The following is a 16,349-nucleotide window of genomic DNA, read 5'->3' as shown; positions in this document are numbered from 1 at the left end:
GGGTGGCTGGGGGCGAGGGGTCAGGTGCTGAGCTTTCTGCGCTGGGTCACCATCTTGAAGCCCTCAATCCGGTCGCCTTCCTGCCAGTTCGCGAAGCGATCGCAGCCCACACCGCACTCGAAGCCGGTGGCGACCTCCTTGACGTCGTCCTTGTTGCGACGCAGAGAGTCGAGATCGCCCGCAAAAACAATCTCCTTGCCGCGATGCACCCGCACCTTGCAGTTGCGTTGCAACTTGCCGTTGGTGACATAACAACCAGCCACGGCGCTCTTGCCGATCGTGAACACGGCCCGAACCTCGGCTTCGCCCAGAGACTCTTCGACCATTTCCGGCTCCAGCAGGCCTTCCATCGCCATCTGGATGTCTTCCAGCAGCTTGTAGATCACGTCGTAGTCGCGGACGTCCACACCGGTGGCGTCTGCGGCCCGTTTGGCGCCTGAGGCCATCGAGGTGTTGAAGCCCACGATCACGGCACCGGAGGCGGCGGCCAGATCCACATCGGTCTCGGTGATCTCGCCCGGTGCCGAGAGCAGCACCCGGACCTGAACCTCGTCCTTGGGCAATTGCTCGAGGGAGCCGAGGATCGCCTCGACGCTGCCCTGAACATCCGCTTTGAGGATGAGGTTGAGTTCCTTGAGCTCTCCTTCGCTGGCTTGCCCGGACATGGCGGCCAACGACACACGGCGCGAGGCCATCTGTTGGGCCAGACGGGTGGCGCGGGCATCGGAAGCCCGATCACCCACCACGGCCCTCGCGGATTTCTCGTCGGGATAGACCTCGAATTCATCGCCGGCCGTAGGCACTTCGCTGAAACCGAGCGCTTCGACCGCGCAGGAGGGTCCGGCTGCCTTGAGACGGGCACCGGCATCATCAACCATGGCGCGCACCTTGCCGAGCACAGGACCCGCCGCCACCACGTCGCCGGTGCGCAGGGTGCCGTTCTGAATCAGCAATGTGGCGACAGGGCCCTTGGCCTTGTCGAGGTGGGCTTCGATCACGGTGCCCTTCGCCAGTCGATCCGGATTGGCCTGTAGGTCTTCGACTTCGGTGACCAGCAGGATCATTTCCAGCAGTTTGTCGATGTTCTCGCCCTTGATCGCACTGACGGGCACCATCACCACATCGCCACCCCATTCCTCGGCGAGCAGGTTCTGTTCCGAGAGCTCCTGTTTGACCCGGTCGGGAGAAGCTCCTTCCTTATCGATCTTGTTGATCGCCACCACGATCGGCACCTCAGCGGCCCGGGCATGGCTGATCGCTTCCAGGGTCTGGGGGCGGACGCCGTCATCGGCCGCCACCACCAGCACTGCCACGTCGGTCACCTTGGTGCCGCGGGCACGCATGGCGGTGAAGGCTTCGTGGCCCGGGGTGTCGAGGAAGGTGATGCGACGTGGTTCGCCGCTGTGCTCGATTTCCACCTGGTAAGCACCGATGTGCTGGGTGATGCCGCCGGCCTCGCCGGCCGCCACCCGTGCTTTGCGGATCGCGTCGAGGAGGCTGGTCTTGCCGTGGTCGACGTGTCCCATGACCGTGACCACGGGAGGCCTGCGGATCAGATGGGCCAGATCCTCCTCTTCGATCATCTCCACAGTCTTCTTGGCCGCTTCTTCGACGTCGTCCTGGAGCACAGGTACGCCGAATTCCTCCGCCACCGTCTCGATCGTTGGCATGTCGAGGGTCTGGGTGACCGTGGCGATGATGCCTTTGAAAAAGAGAGATTTGATGATTTCGGAACTCTCGACACTGAGCATGTCGGCCAGTTCCTGCACCGTGAGGTTGTCCTCCGGAACAATCAGCATCTCCGGCCGCACCTGTTTGGCTTCGCGGGCGGCGCGCAGTTCCATGGCCCGACGCCGTTGCCGCTGGCGGGTGGTTTCCTTGCGACGCTTGCGCATGGCGGCCACCGGTTTGGGTGTGGCCTTTTGCTGGGAGCGTGGTTTGGCAGGGCGCGCCAGGCTCGCCGACAGCACCATGGCCTGCTGTTCGCCGGCGTAACCACCGGTTTCAGCGGTAAGTGCATCATCGTTTTCCCCAATGATGTGCACCTTCTGGCGCTGTTTCTGGGGTGAGCGACTGCGCAGCGCTTCCAACTTGGCGCTGTCATCCCAATCGGGCCGTCCGGGGCGACGTTGACCGCCGGCTCCAGGGCCGGGGCGGTAGCCAGGGCGACGGGGGGGAGCGGCCGGTGAGGGGGCGTTCGGCCGGTTCACCGGGGGCACGGCCTTGCCTGCTTCGCCTCCCTGGCCACGGGGGGCGACCGCGGTGCCGTCCGGACGGCGCGGTGGTGGTGCCCCAGGGCGACCGGACGGTTTCTGCAGCTGCATGAGCTCGCCCGGAGCCACGGGCTTCCGCATGCCACCGGGGGAGCCGGGCCTCAGCGGTGCCGAGGGCCGTCCACCGGCATTGCTGTCTCTGCCGCTACCACCGCTGCCGCCAGGGCCATCCCTGCGGATCGGTTTGCCCACCAGCTCCAAACCACCACCGGAACGGGGTTGGCCCGGTCGCCCGGTATTGGGGCGGGCGCCACCGCGAGGGGACGTCGGCCGCTGCGGCGCCCCTGGCCGTTGCGGAGCACCCGGTCGTTGCGGCGCTCCTGGCCTCTGGGGCATCGCTGGGCGCTGGTTCTGGGCTGAAGGGGCCACGGGCCTGGGGCTGACACCCGGGCGCTGCCCCTGGGGGCGAGCCGGGGCGCCCGCCGCTGGCTTGTTGGATTGGGGACGACCCACCAACTCGGGTTTGGCAGGACGCTGGGGTGCCGGGGCGGTGCGTTTCACCGGTGCTGGCGCACTCGGTCGACCGGCGCCGCCACCTTTGGCCTGCACCGGCCTTGGGCTGGGCGCAGCCGGACGTGGGGCGGGGGGCTGGGGCCTCGGACTGGCAGCAGCCGGACGGGACGGCGCAGGAGCTGCCGGTTTGGTTTGGGGCTGGCGGACCACAGGTTTCTGGACAGGCTGCTGCGGTGTGGGCTTCTGGGCCGCAGGCTTTTGAGCTGCAGGCTTTTCGGGCAGCGGTTGCTGGGCGACAGGCTTCTGGGGAGTGGGTTTTTGCGGTGCAGGCTTCTGCGGTGCCGCCGGTTGGCTCGATGCGGCTGGTTCGACCGGTCGGGTCGGCCGGGAAGAGGGTGCCTCCGCCTTGCGCACGGAGAGGATGGCTTTGCCGGCAGCGGGTTTGCTCGGAGCAGCCGCAGCGGCCTGGCCTCCCTGCTTCAACAGGTTGCGGATCTTTGTGGCCTCCCCGTCGCTGATGGAGCTGCTGTGGCTCTTGGCCGCAATGGACAGCTTTTCAGCGGCATCAAGCACGTCCTTGTTGTCCAGGCCAAGGTCCTTGGACAGCTCATAAATTCTGACTTTGCCGCTGCTGGTCATTCAGGTCTCCGGTCGGTCCGGGCACGGTGTGCCTCGGGGCTCCACCCAGGTGGGGCCAATGGTCATCTTGCCTCAGCGGCTGTGCCCTGATGAAGGGAGAGCCGCTCCTGCAGCACCTCAACAACGCTGTCGGGCACCTGGCAACGCAGGGCCTTCTGCAAACGTTTGCGTCGGCGCGCCTCCTCCAGACAGGTCTCCTTGGGACAGAGATAGGCCGATCGACCCATCCCGACATCGAGGAGAACCCCATCCTGGTGGTCGCGGATCACGCGCCAGAGCTGGCGGCGATCCAGCAATTGACGACAGGCTACGCAGCGACGCAGGACAGGGCGAGGAGTCTTCACCGGGTTCCGTCCTCGTTGTTCTCCACCACGTCCTGGACGCCTTCAGCAGGCTCCTCCGCCGCTGCCTCGGTGTCCTCCTCAACGTAATCTTCGGCGTCCTCCGGCAGGGGGTAGAGCTCACGAAGACGGGCATCCTCCTCGGCCCGGGCCGCTTGCTCCGCTGCGAGTCGCTCCTCCGCTTGTCGCTGCAGGGCTTCCTCTTCCTGCCGCTGGGAGATCAATTCCGCCACCACCGCATCTTCTGAGTTCTGGTCGTATTCGGCAGCGTTCTTGATATCGATTTTCCAACCGGTCAATCGGGCTGCCAGCCGCACGTTCTGGCCCTCGCGGCCGATCGCCAGGCTCAGTTGATCGGGTGGCACCAGCACGTGGGCGTGTTGTCCTTCGGGGTCGACGAGACGCACCACATCGACGCGGGCCGGGCTGAGGGAATTGGCGATGTACTGCCCGGGGTCGGCTGACCAGCGGATCACGTCAATCTTCTCGCCCCGCAGCTCGTTCACCACTTGCTGAATGCGCGAGCCGCGCGCGCCGATGCAGGCACCCACCGGATCCACCTCCCGTTCGATGCTGTCGACAGCCACTTTCGTGCGGGGCCCGACTGATCGGGAGGGCGGATTGGCTTCTCGTGCCACGGCGACGATCCGCACGGAACCTTCCTGAATCTCGGGCACCTCGTTTTCAAACAGATACACCACCAGACCCGCATTGGCCCGGCTGACGAACAGTTGGGGACCCCGGCGGGGCACTTCACTCACTTCCTTCAGGAAAACTTTGAAGGTGGCATTGGCCCGGTAGTTGTCGTTGGGCAGCTGATCGCGCCGCGGCAGTTCAGCCTCCACCTCCGGTCGTCCCAGCCCGGAGCTGACCGCCATGATCACCGACTGGCGCTCGAAGCGGATCACCCGTGCCGTGAGCACGGGGTCTTCCAGGTCTGCGAATTCCTCCTGAATCATCCGGCGCTGTTGGTCGCGCAGTTTCTGAGCCAGCACCTGTTTGGTGGTGGCAGCGGCCATGCGTCCGAAGTCTTCCTTTTCCGGTGTGACATCCAGCACCACGGTGTCGCCCACCTGGGCGTCATCGGCGACTTGCATCACTTCGGCAAGGGCGATCTGGTGGTCGTCGCTTTCCACCTCCTCCACGATGATTTTGCTGGCGAGCACCCGATACCCCTCGTCCTCCAGATCGAGGGCGACATCGAAATTGCTGAAGTATTCCTCGTCGAAGGGGTCGTCGCTAATCCCGAGATACAAAGTGCGGCGATAGCGCTCATAGCCTTTGAGCAAGGCTTCCCGCAGCGCTGCTTCCACTACCTGGGGAGGCAGTTTCTTCTCTTCGCTGATGTCATCGATCAGGTTGCTGAGGCCGGGTAGGAGAACGAGTGCCATCGGTGCGGATTAATGGATTAGAGGAAAGGGGGGGGCGAGAGTGCTGCGGGTTCAGCCCGACGGACTGGTGAGTTGGACGGCGATCACCGCCTGACGGGGGATGCGTTTGATGCGGCCCCGAACATTCAGATGGATATGTTCGTCGGTGCGTTCGAGCAGGGAACCCTGCTGCCGTTGCTCCCCGCCTTCGTCATCGCGATAGATCACTTCGATGGGATAGCTGCGAAACGCCCGGAAGTCCCGATCGGTCTGGAGCTGATCTCCGATTCCGGGGCTGCTGATTTCCAGAACATACGCCTCGATGGGGAGGGAGGCGTTGTCGATCGCATCGCCCATGGGAGCACTCAGCCGCGCACAGTCATCAAGACTGACGTCCTCCCCGTTGGAGCGTCGGATCTGAATCTGCAGCGTCATCGGCTGCAGGTGCGTCATCACTTGCACATCGGCCAGCTCGAAGCCGTGGGCTTGTGCCGTGGAGGCTGCCACGGCGGTGAGATCCGGCAGGAGTGGATGGGGCAAGGCAGACGGGGAAGGTGTCTCGGGCGCAGGCCCGATGGTGGATGCAGGGATCACCCTCCCGGAGAGAGGAACTCACCAGGCCTGAATCGAATGTAGGTGATGGCCGTCCGCGTGGATCAGCCTTCCGCCTCCAGTCGTTCCACCACCACGTCCACGGGGATCTGGCTGGAAAAGCGGCAGGCACAGGTCTCGCTGGCGTTGAGGGTGCCGTGCTCCCAGTATTTGTTGCTGCCATTGCCGCCACCGCAGAAGCCGTAGTACTCGCAGTTATCACGGCAACGCTGCATGCCAGAGCGCATGTCGTGCCACAACTTCTGAAAGGTTGCATCGCTGGTCGCCGCCTCAAGCGACACGGTGTCGATGTTGCCGAGGTTGAATGGTCCGTAGCGTTCTGTTTGAACAGACAGCAGTTCAGGGTCGAATGTTGAGAAGGCTCCCGATGCATCCACGCTAAGGATGGCGTAGGGACGATTCATTTCATTCTGAGTCAGACGTTGCTCTCCCTGAAGCAGGCCAAGAACCTGGTCAAACTCGCGCAGATGGATTGGAAATCCATCGCGACGGTTGCAGTTCCAGAAACAGGTCAGAAAGTGTCGGTATTGCTCTTCTCGATCGCGCCCTTGCATGGACGATTGAGTATGCACGCCTTCCTGCTCTTCCACGTTGAAACCAACCTGATGAATGCCGTGATCACGGAAGAAGGTATACATCCGTTCCGGCTCGTTCATGGCGGCGCTGGTGATTACAGCAATGGCATGGAAGGGCACACCGTGCTCTTGAAGTGTGCGAATGCCTTGCATGGTGAGGGCGTGGGAGCCCCGTTGATTACGAAATCGACGATGGGCGTCGTGAATGTCCTCGGGGCCATCGAGGCTGACCCCCACGATGATCTGGTTGCGTTGAAAGCAGTCGCACCACTCGCGATTGATCAGTGTGGCATTGGTTTGCACATGTTGTTCGATCCTCACTCCTTGTGCTTGCAGGTCAGCCGTGTGGAGCTCCAGAATTCGTGACGCTTCGTCGTAATAAGAGGGCGGGAGGGTCAGTGGTTCTCCGGCGTGCCAGAGAATCGAAAGCTCCGGCCCCCAATAGGGGCTTTCGTAGATGCGTTGCAGCAGTGTGGGGAGCTTGTTGAGGTCGAAGATATGGCGTTTCTGTCGATCCGGGAGGTAGCAGTAGTCGCAGTCGAGATTGCAGAGAGATGTGGCCTGGATCACCAGGAGCCCGATCGGTCCGCAGTCGGACGTCCGCAGGTTGGCTGGTTCGACCTGGGTAGGCATGGCCGTTGGCATCGTTCCCGTCATCAGCTCACGCCCACAGGCCGTCGCAGTCTCTACATAGGGAGATTTCTCTGCTCTGTCCACAAGGGTGGTGGGATCAACCCGCCGCTTGGTTGCCCAGATCGATCGCCGGAAGGTCCTCGTAGCGGTCTCCAGGCTTTTCTTCGCCGCGCAGCGTGGGGTCCTGATTGATGCAGCGACCTTTCTGTTCTGCGGAGGTGAGGTATTGGCAGACGCGAGCCCAGAGTTTGCTGCGGCTGCCGCTGGGCCCCCGGCTGAACAGCACCTGATCCGGGAGCCCAGGCTGGCGGTCGATCTCCACCTGGCAAAGCTCGCAACGGAGACGGGTGCTGGAGGGATCGGGCATGACGGTGGTCTGGCGTGCACAGCAAGCTAAGCCGAACGATGGGCGCTTGCTGGCGCGCAGCGCGACGCGGCGTTTCTGAGGATTGCCTGAATGCAAGCTGAGTTGCCGCAAAGTGTTGGCAGAAACTTTCGTTGGAGGTGGGGCAATCCTCCTCTCTGCAGGATGAAGATAAGGGCAGATGAATCGCCTTGTGATGTCTCTTTTGCCTGGAGGTCGTGTCGTCAGTGTCAATCCGTCTGGAAGCGATCTGCTGGGGTTTGACCCTTCACGCGACCGTTTGGATTTCGGTGAGATCTCCGTGCATGGTCTGATTCTGGGCAAGCTCGCTGATGGCTCAGCTGTGATCGTGAATCCTTGGCAAGACGCTGATTATCAGCGGATCCTGGATGAGGCGGGTCGGCCGATTCGATGGGATCAGTTGTCTTTGGAGAACATCGCTCCGGTTGGTAATGAGCATCTGCGGGAGGACATTGGTGGCGTGCTCTCCTGGGAGTTGGGGGTTGGTCCTGGGAGCACATGGCCCAATCCGGAGCGCACTGTGTATGTGCGCTCCCATGAGTTCGGTGTGCAAGAGCGGGTGGAGGGGTTTGATCCCTCCAGAGATCAGTTGAATTTTCTCTATCTCGGCACGCGCGAGCGTCTCTCAGCGATCGACACGGCGGATGGCTTGTTGATTTCCGTGCAGCCATCGGGTCAGAGTCTTCTCCTGGTTGGCGTGGAAAGCACGGACCTTGTGGGGCGGAATCTTGTGTTCCACTTTGATCAGATCGAGGAAGACAATCTCGAGGCTGTGTTCGGTTTTGAAGCCGCCGACCTCAGCCTTGCGGATCGCACGATTCTTCTGACACCAGAGGCTGTCGGTGGTGCGAGCACCGATGGTTCCCAGACCCGTCTCGGCACCGATACGACGTCGCAGGGTGCTCTCGGGCTGTCGCCATCGGAACCCATGGATCACAGCGGCATGGATCACAGCGGCATGGACCACAGCGGCATGGACCACAGCGGCATGGACCACAGCGGCATGGACCCCGCGGATCCGCTGAGCGTGTCGGTGGGGGGCACCCTCTACTGGGGCGGGATGAGCGGCCGACTGACGATCACCAACACGGGCGATCAGGCGGTGGAGGACTGGTCGATCAGCTTCATCACCCCGCATCGTGCATTCCAGAGCTGGGCCGGTGATGCCCAGGTGGAGGCACTAACGGACGGAACATACCGCGTGACTCTGACGCCAGCGTCCTGGAACAGCAGCATCGCCGCCGGTGCGAGCATCGAGGTGAGTTTCAATGCGGCGAGCGAGGGCCTGCCGACGAGTGGAACCCTCACGGATGCATTGTTCTTTGCAGGCGAAGCTCCGCAGGCGCTTGAACAACCGGCGCCCGAGGTGCAGGAGCCGGTGGAAGTTACGCCAGAACCGCCGGCGCTGGAACAGCCGGATCCAGTCACACCGGATCCCGGCCCATCGAATCCGGTGGACCCCGCGGATCCGCTGAGCGTGTCGGTGGGGGGCACCCTCTACTGGGGCGGGATGAGCGGCCGACTGACGATCACCAACACGGGCGATCAGGCGGTGGAGGACTGGTCGATCAGCTTCATCACCCCGCATCGTGCATTCCAGAGCTGGGCCGGTGATGCCCAGGTGGAGGCACTAACGGACGGAACATACCGCGTGACTCTGACGCCAGCGTCCTGGAACAGCAGCATCGCCGCCGGTGCGAGCATCGAGGTGAGTTTCAATGCGGCGAGCGAGGGCCTGCCGACGAGTGGAACCCTCACGGATGCATTGTTCTTTGCAGGCGAGGCTCCGCAGGCGCCGGAACAACCGGCGCTGGAACAGCCGGATCCCGTCACACCGGATCCTGGCTCAGAGGATCCCGGCTCAGAGGCCGTGACTCCGGACGTCGCGAACCCAGAAGTCCCTAGTCCAGAGGTCCTGAGCCCGAAGCCGATCGCTGATCAGGGGCAGCGGGTGGTGGCCTACTTCGAGGAATGGGGGATTTATGCCCGCGATTTCCTGGTGCAGGACATCAAGGCCGATCAGTTGACTCACCTCAACTACAGCTTCTTTGATGTCAAGGCCAATGGTGATATCAATCTCTTTGACGCCTGGGCGGCCACCGATAAACGCTTCTCGGTTGATGAGCAGGTGAATCGCACCTTCACTGCTTCTGAGTGGTCGGCTTTGCCAGAGAGTCGCCTGCAGGCCTATCGCGACAGTGGCGATTTTCATGTCAGCACGAACGGTGATGGCTCTGTGTCGGTGCGTGGTGTGCCCGTGAGCTGGGATAGCTCTACGGCTTTGGCTGGCAATTTGCGTCAGTTGGATCTGCTGAAGCAGTTGAACCCCAACCTCAATCTCGGCCTTGCCCTTGGCGGCTGGACCTTGTCAGATGAATTTAGTCTTGCTCTGGATGATGCCGCTGGGCGCGAGCAATTCACCGACAATGTGATTCTAACCTTGGAGAAATACGATTTCTTTAATACCGTTGATTTTGACTGGGAGTATCCCGGCGGTGGTGGGCTGGCTGGTAATGCTGCCAGTGCTGAGGATGGCGCCAACTTTGCGATGACGCTGTCTCTCTTGCGCCAGAAGCTTGATGCGCTCGAGCAGCGCAGTGGCGAGAGCTATTCCATTTCCATTGCCACTGCTGGTGGGGCTGACAAGCTGGCCAATCTCAATTTGCCAGGAATCGATCCTTCCGTTGATTTCTATAATGTGATGGCTTACGACTTCCATGGTGGTTGGGAGTCGGTGACCGGCCATCAGGCCGCCATGACCAACGACCCCGGTGGTTATGACGTGCTGACGGCTGTGGAGCAGTTCCGCTCCAATGGTGTAGACCTCAGCAAAGTTGTGCTTGGAGTTCCTGCTTACACCCGCGCCTGGGGCGGTGTGGAGCCAGGGGAACAGTACGGACTCGGTGAGAGCGGTACCGCTCGGATGGCTCCGGGATCCTTTGAAGCCGGCAGCTACGACCAGAAGGATCTGCTCACCGGCATTGAGGACGGCTCCTATGACCTGATCTGGGACGACGACGCCAAAGCGTCCTTTGCTTACAACGAACAGACCGGGGTTTGGAGTTCAGTCGAAACGGCGGCCACCATCGCTGGGAAGGCGGCCTATGTCGAAGCCCAGGGCCTGGGGGGGCTGATGTTCTGGGCGCTTTCCAATGACAGCAGTGGTAACGACAGTCTGATTGCAGCCGCATCCGATTTGTTGCGCGCCGGTGTGGCGCCCGAAGACGTGCTGAATCGGGGGGTGTCCTTTGACGCGGTGCTCGGTGGCGATGGTCAATTCGGGCTCAGTGACTTCACGTCCCTGGTCTGAGCGCCATTGGTAGGGTCCGCTCGTTTCGTTCGGCCCGCTGCGATGACGCCGTTACCCTTCGACTTACAGATTCCCGTCACAGGTTTGGGGCTGGCCCTGGTTCTCTGGGTTGGCCTCGACCTGCTGGCACGGCGATTCGCGTCAGGCTCTCTGCGCCGCAATCTGCTGCTTTCCAGTCGGCTCAGTGTGAGTGTGAGCTGCGCGCTGGCGACGTTGGGATGGTGGGTCGGCACCTTGCTCGACCCGGAAATTGTTGACCTTCCCCGTGATGGGCTCGGGATCCGCGCCTTCTTTGCGGTAGTTGGCGTGTCCTGGACGCTTCTGCGTTGGAAAACAGAGATCGGCCGTCATCCCGACCGTTATGGCGAACGCTTGCTGCCCGGGATGCAGGCCAAGGACCGGACCTTTCTGTTGGATGTGATCGGCAAGCTACTGCTCGGTCTTGCGGTGTTGATCCTGGTGCTGCAGGTGATGCGCATCCTTGGCATCTCAGCCGCCGTCTTGATCACGGCCGGTGGTTTTGGTGCCGCTGCCGTTGGCTTTGGTGCCCAGAGCATCGTCTCCAATTCCCTCAGCGGCCTGAGTCTTTATATCAATCGCCCCTTTGTGGTGGGAGATTTCATCGATCTGCCCTCTGAGGGGCTGTCGGGAACGGTGGAAAATATCAGCTGGTTTTACACCCGTCTTCGCTCTGTTGATCGCCAGCCGCTATTTGTGCCCAATGCCATTTTCAGCGCCAAGCCGGTGATCAATATCAGCGAGATTGATCGCCGCAGGATCTGGATTGAATTCGGTCTGAATTATGCTGATCGTGAGAAAATTCAAGCCCTTACAGCTGAATTGGAGGCCTGGCTCCGAGCGGATGTCGATGTGGATCCGGAGCGCACCCTGGCCGTCAATTTCGTCGGATACGGCGATTCTAGCCTCAATCTCCGATTGGTGTGTCACGCCAAAGGGGCCAGCCTGGCGGAGGCGTGGGATCTCCAGCAAAAAGTGTTGCTGGAGATCGGGTCCGTTGTCGATCGCTGTGGCGCTTCGATGCCGTTCCCAACCCGCACCCTGCTCCAGGGCTGATCTCCAGGGCGGCTCACCAGTTCAGGATCACGCCGCCGCCGCCATTGCCCCAGCCGATTCCTCCGTTCCCCCAGCCGCCATTGCGGAAGCCGCCATTGCCCCAGCCGCCGTTGCGCCAACCATTGCCCCAGCCATTCCCCCAGCGCCGGCCGCCACCGTTGCCCCAACCCCTGCCGCCGCCGTTGCCCCAGTAGCGCGCAAGGGTTGTGGTGTTGGCATCACCTTGCCCGGGCTTGCTGATGGGCAGTTGGCGGATGCGCTGCTCCAGGGGATTGTTCCAGTCGGGCTGGCTGAACACTCCAGAACCTGAAGCCGGCTGCTGCCAAACCGCGCTGGCTGCCATCAACGTGCAGAAGCTGAGAAGGGTGACTTTGTTCATGGCTGAGGCGTGTGGTGGATGGAAGGAAACGACGAAGCGGCGCGGGATAACAATCGATCGGCCGGAGTGAGGCTCAAGGGGTTGGCTGGAATTCAGCTGCCGTTGACAGCACCATCCGGTAGTAGTGACTGATCTGCTCGTCGGTGAGACCGATGGCACTGTCTTGGCCGATCCAGGCGTTGATCTCTTGGCGCGCTTCCTTATTGCCATCCACGTAGGCCTGCAGCAAGCGGCCAATGGCGATGTTGCTGGTGTCGAGCAGTGACGAGGACGACTCACCCACGATGCAGCCGATCGCGGCCCTGGCGTAGGGCACGGCCGGCACAATCACGTCATCCGGGGCAGCCTGGTTCTGGTTGGCCCGTAGCCAGAGGCTGTCGCCGGCGAGCAGTTTCACATCGCCCTTCTTCAGGGCGTTGAGGGCATCGGCCGGTGTGGCGAAACTCTGGAAGCTGGCATTGTCAACGTTGTTGGCCAGAACGGAAGCCGCCACGCTGTTGGCCACCACGCCGATGGTCTGGCCTTCCAGGCTCTTCGGGGTGCCATCGATCGTGGTTGGGGCCAGCAGACGGATGCCGCTGGAGGCGAAGGGGAGCGTGTAATCGAATTGTTTCTGCCGTTCCCACGAGAAGCCCACACCGCAGGCGATGTCAGCTTTGCCGCTGCGGATCATCTCCAGACCACTCTCCACATCGGCGGCGTTGGTGGTGGTCAAGGTCACCGCTGCTTGGCCTTCGCCTTGTTCCGCATTCAGCTGGTCGCGGATCGCCTCCAGCACCACGAAGCTGAGCCCGTCGTAGCCCTTGTCGGTCTTGCGGACCATCGGCAGTTCATCGCCGATCACCACGGCGCGGAGCTGACCACTGTTCGCCGCGTTTTGATTCGTGGAAGTGGTTGGGGTCGTGTCGTTGGCCTTGGGTTTCTGGCAGGCCACGAGGAGGGTGCTGCTCATGGCGAGCAAGGTGAGGAGTGGGCGGCGGAGCAAGGCCATGAAGCCCGTGGGCTGACAACCCTCAATGCATAGGCACTTCCGGCGATTTCGTCCACGCTCACGTGGCCCTTAGCGTGGTGACTCCCGTGTTTGTCGTTGACGATGGGGTGGTTGCTTCGGTTGGTGGCTCTGGGGCTGGCGCTGGTGCTGTGGACCGGCATCCCCTCGGCTGCTGTAGCGGCGGCGGTGGATGCGCCCCATAGCTTCGTGGCGGAGGCCGTGCGTCAGGTGGCCCCGGCCGTGGTGCGGATCGACACCGAGCGCCGCGTCCAGCGTCAGCCCTACGACCCCACCCTGATCGACCCCCTCCTGCGCGATCTCCTTGGCGAACCGGGGATGGGCCCGGAACGGGAGCGGGGCCAGGGATCGGGCGTGGTGATTGACGCCAAGGGGTTGATCCTCACGAATGCCCACGTGGTGGAGCGCGCCGACCTCGTCACCGTGACCCTTCCCGATGGGGAGCAACGGGATGGCCGGGTGATCGGCACGGATCCTGTGACGGATCTGGCTCTTGTACGGCTGCCTTCAGGCGATCGACCGGCGGCGGCCCGTCTCGGCGATTCCGAAGCCCTGCAGGTGGGCGACTGGGCGATTGCCTTGGGAACCCCCTATGGCCTCGAAAGGACCGTCACGCTCGGGATTGTCAGCAGCTTGCATCGCAATATCAGCAGCCTTGGCTTTTCCGATAAGCGCCTCGATCTGATCCAGACCGACGCCGCGATCAATCCGGGCAATTCCGGTGGCCCGCTGGTGAATGCTGCGGGTGAGGTGATCGGCATCAACACCTTGGTGCGCTCTGGCCCCGGGGCCGGTCTCGGCTTCGCCATTCCGATCAATCTCGCCCGGCGCGTGGTGGATCAACTGGTGGCCGATGGTCAGGTCGTGCACCCGTACCTCGGTCTTCAGCTGGTTCCCCTCACCGCCCGGGTGGCGCGGGAGCACAACCGGGATCCCAACGCGCTGGTGCAGCTGCCGGAGCGTTCCGGTGCCCTGGTGCAGACCGTGCTTCCTGATAGTCCGGCGCAGCGGGCGGGACTCCGGCGCGGAGATCTGGTGGTGGCCGCAGCACAGCACCCTGTGAGTGATCCCCAGACCCTGCTTCAAGAGGTGGATCAGGCGGAGATCGGTGAGCCGCTGCCCCTGGAGGTGCTCCGCAACGGCGAGTCGTTGCAACTCTCGGTGCGACCGGAACCGCTTCCGGGCCTTGGTTGAAACCCTTGCTACGGTCTCGCCAGTTTCCGCTCGACGCCGGTGGATCTTCAGACTCAGATGAAGCAGGCCGTGGCCGCCGCCGCGGTGGATGCCATCCAGGACGGCATGGTGCTCGGCCTGGGATCCGGTTCCACGGCCGCACTGATGATCCAGGGTCTTGGCGCCAAGCTGGCCGCCGGTGAGCTGCGTGACATCGTCGGCGTCACAACGTCGTTTCAAGGCGAGGTGTTGGCTGCCGAGCTGGGCATCCCGCTGCGCAGTCTCAATGCGGTGGAGCGCATCGACCTGGCCATCGACGGAGCCGATGAAGTGGACCCGTCGTTTCAACTGATCAAGGGCGGCGGTGCCTGCCACGTGCAGGAGAAACTGGTTGCCGCTCGCGCCGAGCGTTTCATCGTTGTGGTGGATGCCACCAAACTGGTGGATCGCCTCAACCTTGGCTTTCTGCTGCCCGTGGAGGTGCTCCCGGGGGCCTGGAGGCAGGTTCAGGCGCGTCTTGCCAGCATGGGCGGGGCGGCAGAGCTGCGGATGGCCACCCGCAAAGCCGGCCCCGTGGTGACGGATCAGGGGAATCTGGTGCTGGATGTGCGCTTTGGCGAAGGAATTGCTGACCCCCGAGCTCTGGAGCAGACGATCAACAACATCCCCGGCGTGCTCGAAAACGGCTTGTTTGTGGATCTGGCCGATGAGGTGCTGGTCGGTGAGGTCACCGATGGGGTGGCCGGCGTCCGTCGGCTCGAGCGGCAAGGCTGAGGATCGGCTTCAGCCCAGGCGCCGCTGGACGGAATCGCCATGGCTGTGGAGGCCTTCACTGCGGGCGAGTTCGATCACGGCACCGCCGGTCGCCTCCAGGGCAGCCTGGTTGAACGCAATGATCGAGGTGTGCCGCATGAAGGTCTCCACGCTCAAGGCACCACTGAACCGGGCGGTCCCGCAGGTCGGCAGGGTGTGGTTGGGCCCGGCCAGGTAATCCCCCACAGCTTCTGGTGACCAGGGGCCGATGAAGATCGCCCCGGCTGTCTGGATGCGATCAGCTAGTGCTTCCGGGCGCTCCACCAGCAGTTCCAGGTGCTCCGGTGCGAACCGATCGCTGAGGCTTGCGCAGGTCTCGAGGGTGTCGCAGACCACGGCCAGACCCCAGTCTGCGAGCGACTGGCGACAGATCGCCGCCCGGGGGTGGTCAGTGAGTTGCCGCTCGAGTTCCGCCGGCAGGGCCGCCACCAGGTCGGCTTCTGTGGTGAGCAGGATGGCGGCGGCGAGGGGGTCATGTTCCGCCTGCGCCAGGAGGTCTGCGGCCACATGGTCGAGCCTGGCGGTGTGATCGGCAATGATCAGCACTTCGCTGGGGCCTGCGAGGGAATCGATTCCCACTTGGCCCACCACGGCTTTCTTGGCGAGGGTCACGTAGAGGTTGCCCGGCCCCGTGATCACATCCACCCGGGGCAGGGTTTCGGTGCCGAAGGCCAGGGCGGCGATGGCCTGGGCGCCTCCCACCCGCACAACCTCATGCACGCCGGCGAGGTGAGCCGCAGCAAGCACCACCGGATTGACCACGCCGTTTCGGTTCGCCGGTGTCGCCATCACCAGCCGCTCCACGCCGGCCGTGCGCGCGGGAACGGCATTCATCAACACCGTGCTGGGGTACGCGGCTCGCCCACCGGGCACATACAGTCCGGCCCGTTGCACCGGTCGCCAGCGTCGTCCCAGCCGCTCACCGTGCACCCCCTCAAAGGCGAGGTCCTGGGGTTTCTGTCGGGCGTGAAAGTCCTGGATGCGGCGATGGGCCAGTTCGAGGGCGTCGCGCAGGTTGGCGGGCGTGGCCTCCCAGGCCTGCGCGAGTTCGGCCGCGTCCAGCCGCAACGGTTCCGGCTTGAAGCCATCCAGTTGCTGAGTGAGTTCTACGAGGGCGCGGTCACCATCACGACGCACCCGCTCAAGGATGGAGTCCACGGTGGACTGTGCGGCCTGTTGGGCCTCTCCTCCCGTGCGCGCCGCCAGGCGGTCCAGCTCCGTGGCGGCTGCGCCAGCCTCGCTGAGGCAGCGCAGGGTGACCATGGAGGGAGCCTGGCTGCTCGTTGGAGTCATCGGCGCTGGACGCAGGG

13 protein-coding genes are annotated in these 16,349 nt (G+C 63.2%); 4 read left to right on the top strand and 9 right to left on the bottom strand.

All coding sequences use genetic code 11. The annotated features are described in order from the left end of the window. Window positions 1-20 precede the first annotated feature (20 nt). The 6 genes from infB to SynWH8101_RS11715 all read right to left on the bottom strand — a co-directional run bounded on the left by infB (window position 21) and on the right by SynWH8101_RS11715 (window position 7,263). Window positions 21-3,365 (bottom strand): translation initiation factor IF-2, encoded by a 3,345-nt coding sequence (gene infB / locus SynWH8101_RS11740; protein ID WP_130129913.1) that lies wholly within the window; start codon window positions 3,363-3,365, stop codon window positions 21-23. 62 nt (window positions 3,366-3,427) lie between these two features. After that, a complete protein-coding gene (locus tag SynWH8101_RS11735) occupies window positions 3,428-3,709 on the bottom strand; it encodes a YlxR family protein (protein ID WP_130129912.1) in 282 nt (93 codons plus the stop codon). Then, complete coding sequence (gene nusA, locus SynWH8101_RS11730; protein WP_130129911.1) at window positions 3,706-5,097, bottom strand: transcription termination factor NusA; 1,392 nt, start codon at window positions 5,095-5,097, stop codon at window positions 3,706-3,708. The genes SynWH8101_RS11735 and nusA overlap by 4 nt, the downstream gene beginning before the upstream one ends. A gap of 51 nt (window positions 5,098-5,148) precedes the next feature. Continuing rightward, window positions 5,149-5,616, bottom strand: a complete 468-nt coding sequence (gene rimP / locus SynWH8101_RS11725) for a ribosome maturation factor RimP (protein ID WP_130129910.1) — start codon at window positions 5,614-5,616, stop codon at window positions 5,149-5,151. A 116-nt stretch (window positions 5,617-5,732) separates the two neighbouring features. Next, the gene (gene grrM / locus SynWH8101_RS11720; protein WP_254427961.1) at window positions 5,733-6,920 is read right to left on the bottom strand and encodes a cyclophane-forming radical SAM/SPASM peptide maturase GrrM/OscB; all 1,188 of its coding nucleotides are present in this window, start codon (window positions 6,918-6,920) and stop codon (window positions 5,733-5,735) included. Between the two features lie 73 nt (window positions 6,921-6,993). Then, the gene (locus SynWH8101_RS11715) at window positions 6,994-7,263 is read right to left on the bottom strand and encodes a hypothetical protein (protein ID WP_130129909.1); all 270 of its coding nucleotides are present in this window, start codon (window positions 7,261-7,263) and stop codon (window positions 6,994-6,996) included. A gap of 193 nt (window positions 7,264-7,456) precedes the next feature. On the opposite strand from SynWH8101_RS11715, the gene SynWH8101_RS11710 reads away from it, so the two are divergent. Then, window positions 7,457-10,591: a glycosyl hydrolase family 18 protein gene (locus SynWH8101_RS11710; RefSeq protein ID WP_254427960.1), complete on the top strand. Its 3,135-nt coding sequence runs from the start codon at window positions 7,457-7,459 to the stop codon at window positions 10,589-10,591. A 42-nt stretch (window positions 10,592-10,633) separates the two neighbouring features. Continuing rightward, window positions 10,634-11,665 (top strand): mechanosensitive ion channel family protein, encoded by a 1,032-nt coding sequence (locus SynWH8101_RS11705; RefSeq protein ID WP_130129907.1) that lies wholly within the window; start codon window positions 10,634-10,636, stop codon window positions 11,663-11,665. A gap of 13 nt (window positions 11,666-11,678) precedes the next feature. Here SynWH8101_RS11705 and grrA read toward each other — a convergent pair whose 3' ends face one another. Both grrA and grrP read right to left on the bottom strand, forming a co-directional pair. Then, the gene (gene grrA / locus SynWH8101_RS11700) at window positions 11,679-12,044 is read right to left on the bottom strand and encodes a GrrA/OscA1 family cyclophane-containing rSAM-modified RiPP (protein ID WP_130129906.1); all 366 of its coding nucleotides are present in this window, start codon (window positions 12,042-12,044) and stop codon (window positions 11,679-11,681) included. A gap of 73 nt (window positions 12,045-12,117) precedes the next feature. Continuing rightward, window positions 12,118-13,035, bottom strand: coding sequence for an extracellular substrate binding-like orphan protein GrrP (gene grrP, locus SynWH8101_RS11695; RefSeq protein ID WP_130129905.1), 918 nt, complete (start codon window positions 13,033-13,035; stop codon window positions 12,118-12,120). Window positions 13,036-13,137: 102 nt separating this feature from the next. Between grrP and SynWH8101_RS11690 the strand changes: the two genes are divergently transcribed. Then, window positions 13,138-14,247, top strand: coding sequence for a trypsin-like peptidase domain-containing protein (locus SynWH8101_RS11690; protein WP_254427959.1), 1,110 nt, complete (start codon window positions 13,138-13,140; stop codon window positions 14,245-14,247). 57 nt (window positions 14,248-14,304) lie between these two features. Continuing rightward, complete coding sequence (gene rpiA, locus SynWH8101_RS11685; protein WP_130130511.1) at window positions 14,305-15,000, top strand: ribose-5-phosphate isomerase RpiA; 696 nt, start codon at window positions 14,305-14,307, stop codon at window positions 14,998-15,000. A gap of 9 nt (window positions 15,001-15,009) precedes the next feature. Here the strand turns inward: rpiA and hisD are convergent, their stop codons facing one another. Next, window positions 15,010-16,332: a histidinol dehydrogenase gene (gene hisD / locus SynWH8101_RS11680; protein WP_130129904.1), complete on the bottom strand. Its 1,323-nt coding sequence runs from the start codon at window positions 16,330-16,332 to the stop codon at window positions 15,010-15,012. Between the last annotated feature and the right edge of the window lie 17 nt (window positions 16,333-16,349).

The organism is Synechococcus sp. WH 8101 (assembly GCF_004209775.1).
Lineage (GTDB): Bacteria > Cyanobacteriota > Cyanobacteriia > PCC-6307 > Cyanobiaceae > Synechococcus_C.
The sequence above is the reverse complement of the archived record's forward strand: the minus strand, read 5'-3'. Positions and strand labels throughout refer to the sequence as shown.

Excerpts from the sequence above, each read along its gene's own strand:
- hisD (WP_130129904.1), bottom strand. The coding sequence starts at position 16,332 with ATGACTCCAACGAGCAGCCAGGCTCCCTCCATGGTCACCCTGCGCTGC.
- grrP (WP_130129905.1), bottom strand. The coding sequence starts at position 13,035 with ATGGCCTTGCTCCGCCGCCCACTCCTCACCTTGCTCGCCATGAGCAGC.
- SynWH8101_RS11690 (WP_254427959.1), top strand. The coding sequence starts at position 13,138 with ATGGGGTGGTTGCTTCGGTTGGTGGCTCTGGGGCTGGCGCTGGTGCTG.
- grrA (WP_130129906.1), bottom strand. The coding sequence starts at position 12,044 with ATGAACAAAGTCACCCTTCTCAGCTTCTGCACGTTGATGGCAGCCAGC.
- nusA (WP_130129911.1), bottom strand. The coding sequence starts at position 5,097 with ATGGCACTCGTTCTCCTACCCGGCCTCAGCAACCTGATCGATGACATC.
- SynWH8101_RS11715 (WP_130129909.1), bottom strand. The coding sequence starts at position 7,263 with ATGCCCGATCCCTCCAGCACCCGTCTCCGTTGCGAGCTTTGCCAGGTG.
- rpiA (WP_130130511.1), top strand. The coding sequence starts at position 14,305 with ATGAAGCAGGCCGTGGCCGCCGCCGCGGTGGATGCCATCCAGGACGGC.
- infB (WP_130129913.1), bottom strand. The coding sequence starts at position 3,365 with ATGACCAGCAGCGGCAAAGTCAGAATTTATGAGCTGTCCAAGGACCTT.
- grrM (WP_254427961.1), bottom strand. The coding sequence starts at position 6,920 with ATGACGGGAACGATGCCAACGGCCATGCCTACCCAGGTCGAACCAGCC.
- SynWH8101_RS11705 (WP_130129907.1), top strand. The coding sequence starts at position 10,634 with ATGACGCCGTTACCCTTCGACTTACAGATTCCCGTCACAGGTTTGGGG.
- SynWH8101_RS11710 (WP_254427960.1), top strand. The coding sequence starts at position 7,457 with ATGTCTCTTTTGCCTGGAGGTCGTGTCGTCAGTGTCAATCCGTCTGGA.